3 protein-coding genes and 1 pseudogene are annotated in these 3915 nt (G+C 62.8%); 2 read left to right on the top strand and 2 right to left on the bottom strand.

Going from position 1 to position 3915, the window contains the following annotated elements; all coding sequences use genetic code 11:
• Together RHODMAR_RS07935 and RHODMAR_RS07930 are read left to right on the top strand one after the other, a co-directional pair.
• Nucleotides 1–395, top strand: a pseudogene (locus RHODMAR_RS07935) (pyridine nucleotide-disulfide oxidoreductase); the annotation flags it as partial.
• A 41-nt stretch (nt 396–436) separates the two neighbouring features.
• Nucleotides 437–1321, top strand: a complete 885-nt coding sequence (locus RHODMAR_RS07930) for an SMP-30/gluconolactonase/LRE family protein (RefSeq protein WP_008713218.1) — start codon at nt 437–439, stop codon at nt 1319–1321.
• A 53-nt stretch (nt 1322–1374) separates the two neighbouring features.
• Here the strand turns inward: RHODMAR_RS07930 and RHODMAR_RS07925 are convergent, their stop codons facing one another.
• Together RHODMAR_RS07925 and RHODMAR_RS07920 are read right to left on the bottom strand one after the other, a co-directional pair.
• Nucleotides 1375–2838: an aldehyde dehydrogenase gene (locus tag RHODMAR_RS07925; RefSeq protein WP_008713216.1), complete on the bottom strand. Its 1464-nt coding sequence runs from the start codon at nt 2836–2838 to the stop codon at nt 1375–1377.
• Nucleotides 2839–2852: 14 nt separating this feature from the next.
• The gene (locus tag RHODMAR_RS07920; protein WP_008713214.1) at nt 2853–3761 is read right to left on the bottom strand and encodes an NAD(P)/FAD-dependent oxidoreductase; all 909 of its coding nucleotides are present in this window, start codon (nt 3759–3761) and stop codon (nt 2853–2855) included.
• Between the last annotated feature and the right edge of the window lie 154 nt (nt 3762–3915).

The raw sequence follows: 3915 nt of genomic DNA, 5'->3' as shown, positions 1-3915 counted from the left end.
AGAACATCAGCCAACTCCCGTTCGACGAACAAGCCGGCACCATCCCCAACGAGGCCGGACGCGTCGTCGAGACGCCGCACTCGACCACACCGGTTCCCGCCACCTACGTCACCGGCTGGATCAAACGCGGACCCGTCGGCCTCATCGGACACACCAAAGGCGACGCCAACGAAACCGTCGCCAACCTCCTCGAAGACGCACCGAGCTTCGCCGGTGCCACCGAACCCGATCTCGACGCCGTCACCTCGTTCCTCGAAGGCAAGCAGGTTCCGTTCACCACCTGGGACGGCTGGTACCGCCTCGACGCACACGAACGCTCCCTCGGCGAAGAAGAAGGACGCGAACGCGTCAAGGTAGTCGAACGCGAAGACATGGTCGCGGCATCTCGAGAATAGGCAACTGACAACATAGAAATTCATACGAAAAGGACTCCACAATGACCAGCACCAGCGACATCACCACCGTCGTCACCGATCGCGCTTTCCTCGAATGCCCACGCTGGCACGACGGAAGGATCTGGGTATCGGACCTGTATGCCCACGAGGTTCTTTCGATTGGCGATGACGGTGACGTTTGCGTCGAAGCGATAGTTCCCGGGCGGCCGTCGGGTCTCGGTTGGCTGCCCGACGGCCGCCTTCTCATCGTGTCGATGACCGATGGGCTGATTTTCAGACGTGAACCCGACGGCACCCTCGTCACCCACGCCGATGTCTCGGCGCTTGCCACCGGAAAACTCAACGACATGGTCGTCGACGATCGCGGTCACGCCTACATCAGTACGTTCGGCTTCGAGTTCCGTAGTCGCTCGTATGTCGAATCGGCGGTACTGATCCATGTTGCCCCGAACGGCGATTCCGACATTGCAGCTGGAGATCTGCTGTTTCCCAACGGTTCCGTTGTCACGCAGGACCGTACATTGGTCGTTGCCGAATCGATGGGCAACCGCATGACAGCGTTCGACATAGCCGAAGACGGATCACTGAGCAATCGACGCAGCTGGGCGACCTTCGGACCGGAGGTACCGCGCAGCACGGTCAAGGACGCGATGAACGCGGCCCAGGTTGCCCCCGACGGGATCGGCCTGGACTCCGAAGGAGCCATCTGGGTGGCCGACGCACTCCATCAGCGTCTGATACGCGTCGTCGAAGGCGGCGAGATCGTCGACGAAAGAGCTTTTCCCACTGGTGTTTTTGCGTGCATGCTCGGTGGCCAGGACGGACGTACGCTGTTCGCCTGCGCCGCACCGTCGTCATCTGAGCATGCGCGGGAAAGCACTCGTGATGCGAGTCTCCTGTCGGTGCGGGTCGACATTCCCGGGTAGACCCGGACCGCAGAAAGGGCCCCTCACGAGAGGGGCCCTTCGTCCGTCTGCAGCTAGTTGGCGAACTGGATCAGCTTGGTTTCGAGGAACGAACTCAAGCCCTCGACGTTTCCTTCGCGGCCGAGCCCGGACTGCTTGTAACCGCCGAACGGTTGCGTCACGCACATGTCCCAGCTGTTCACCGAGATCTGGCCGGTCCGAATGCGTCGGGCCACGCTCTCGGCCAACGACGCGTCCTCCGCGTAGACAGCACCCGACAATCCGTAATCGGAATCGTTGGCGATCGCGACGGCCTCGTCGATGCTGTCGAACGGGATCACCACGACTACCGGGCCGAAGATCTCTTCCCGAGCGATGCGCATGTCGTTGGTGACATCCGCGAACAACGTCGGCTCGACGTACCAGCCCTTATCGATACCGGCTGGGCGGCCGCCACCGGTGACCAGACGTGCGCCCTCTGCCTTTCCGACCTCGATGTAATCCAGAACGCGGGTGCGCTGACGCTCAGCAGCCAAGGGGCCGATGACGGTGCCTTCTTCACGAGGATCGCCGACCGGAACAGACTCGAAGATCGCCTTGATGGTCTCGACGATCTCGTCCTGGCGGTGACGCGGTACGACGATGCGCGTGATGGCCGCACACACCTGTCCGCTGTGTCCGATGCCGGCGAACGCGAGAGCCGGGAAGACCTTGTCGAGGGCGATGTCGTCCGCGATGATGCCTGCCGACTTGCCACCGAGTTCGAGGGTGACGCGGGCGATGCGCTCGCCGCAGATGCTCATGATTTTGCGGCCGGCGATGGTCGAGCCGGTGAACGAAATCTTGTCGACGTCCTTGTGCCGCACCAGATGTTCGCCGGTCTCACGTCCACCTGGGAGCAGGCTGATGACGCCTTCGGGCAGACCGGCAGCTTCGAGGGCCTCGGCAAGAATCATCGTGCTGACCGGGCCTTCGGGTGCCGGCTTGAGGACGACGGTGCATCCCGCGGCGAGCGCCGGTGCAATCTTGAGCGACGCAGTGGCAACAGGGCCGTTCCACGGAATGATCGTCGCGACCACACCGATGGGCTCGCGGACGAGTGTGCCGTGGCCCTCGGCCCAGCTGCGCTCCTCTTCGAACTCGAAGCGCTCGTGCAGAGTCGATGCGTCGCCCCACATCTTGAGTGCGTTGTTGTGGAACGCGACGCTTGCGCCTGCAGGAGCTCCGATCTCCGCGGTGAACGCCTCGGTCATCGCGTCGAAGCGCTTTTCCACTTCTTCCTGAATGCGGATCAGGTAAGGCGCTCGCTCAGCGGGCGTCATGCGGGGCCACGGACCCTCGTCGAATGCCTTGCGCGCCGCGGCAACCGCTTTGTCGATGTCGGCAGGCATAGCTTCCGGAACGGTCGCGAGGAGTTCTTCGGTGATCGGCGAGACCACCTCGATCACCCTGTCGGAGGATGGCTCGACCCATCTTCCCCCGATGAACAGTTTGTCGTAGCTCTTCAATGTCGTTGCGGCGGGAACTGTAGCGGTCATCGTGAGTGTCTCCTCTATTGGCCGAGCGGTTGTGTCATGTCCTGTAGGGCAACGGGATCAGGCCGTACGCCGCCGGCTATGGCAGCGCGTGCGCCGATCATCAGTTTCGGGGTATCGATACTCAAATGCGCTGTCAACAGACCTGTTTCATCGAGCCAGGCAACGGCCCATTTACCGTCGTCGCCATTCCTGATCACTGGGTGGTCTTCCGCGCTGTGGTGGCCGACATACTGGAGCTTGTGCCCGAATTGATCGCTCCAGAAGTACGGCACCGGATCGTGAGCTACCGGTGCGTCTCCCACCAATGTGCGCGCGATGGCGTCGGGTCCTGTTCTGGCATCGTCCCAATGTTCCGCGAGCAGATGGTCGTTGGTGCGAGGCGACCATCGGACAGCGACGTCACCGACAGCGAACACGTGAGGATCGCATGTACGTAGCTGCTCGTCGACGACCACGCCGCGGTCGATCTTCAGCCCCGAACCTTCGAGCCAAGAAGTGTCCGGTCTGACGCCGATGCCTGCGACGACGACGTCGGCAGCGATGTGCTCGCCCGAGCTCAATTCGACTCCGGTGTCTGTCACTGACTTGACCCCGACGCCGAGCCGCAGGTCGACCTCCGACCACCAGTCCACGAATCGGAGCCCGATTTCTTCGCCGAGCGCACCGGCCAGCGGCGCCGGCCCGAATTCGACGCACGTCACGTCGGCACCCGCGGCAAGAGCTGCGGTCGCAACCTCTGCTCCGATCCAACTCGCCCCTACCAGAACGATTTTCGCACCCGGAACCAACTGTTCACGAAGCGAGCGGGAGTCTTCGACGGTCCGCACGGCGAGCTGCCGCGCCGAGCCCGGAAGCAGAATCGGCGATGCTCCGGTTGCGATGACGAGGAAGTCGTAGTCGATCGCCCCTGCCGCGGTATGCACTTGCTTGGCTTCGGTGTCGAGCCCCGTAGCGGGAGTGGATGTTCGGACGTCGACCCTGAGTGCTTCGTAGTCGGTGCGAAGCGTGGGTATTCAGTTCACCCTTCAACGCCGTCTTTGGTGAGCGGGGGCCGGTCGTAGGGCAAGTGCGCTTCGG

The organism is Rhodococcus sp. AW25M09 (assembly GCF_000333955.1).
In the GTDB taxonomy this organism is placed as follows: Bacteria; Actinomycetota; Actinomycetes; order Mycobacteriales; family Mycobacteriaceae; genus Rhodococcoides.
Note: the sequence above shows the minus strand (reverse complement) of the source record. Positions and strands in the feature narration are given on the sequence as shown.

What these genes read in the sequence shown, in the direction of transcription:
- RHODMAR_RS07930 (WP_008713218.1), top strand. Translation starts at nt 437, where the DNA reads ATGACCAGCACCAGCGACATCACCACCGTCGTCACCGATCGCGCTTTC.
- RHODMAR_RS07925 (WP_008713216.1), bottom strand. Translation starts at nt 2,838, where the DNA reads ATGACCGCTACAGTTCCCGCCGCAACGACATTGAAGAGCTACGACAAA.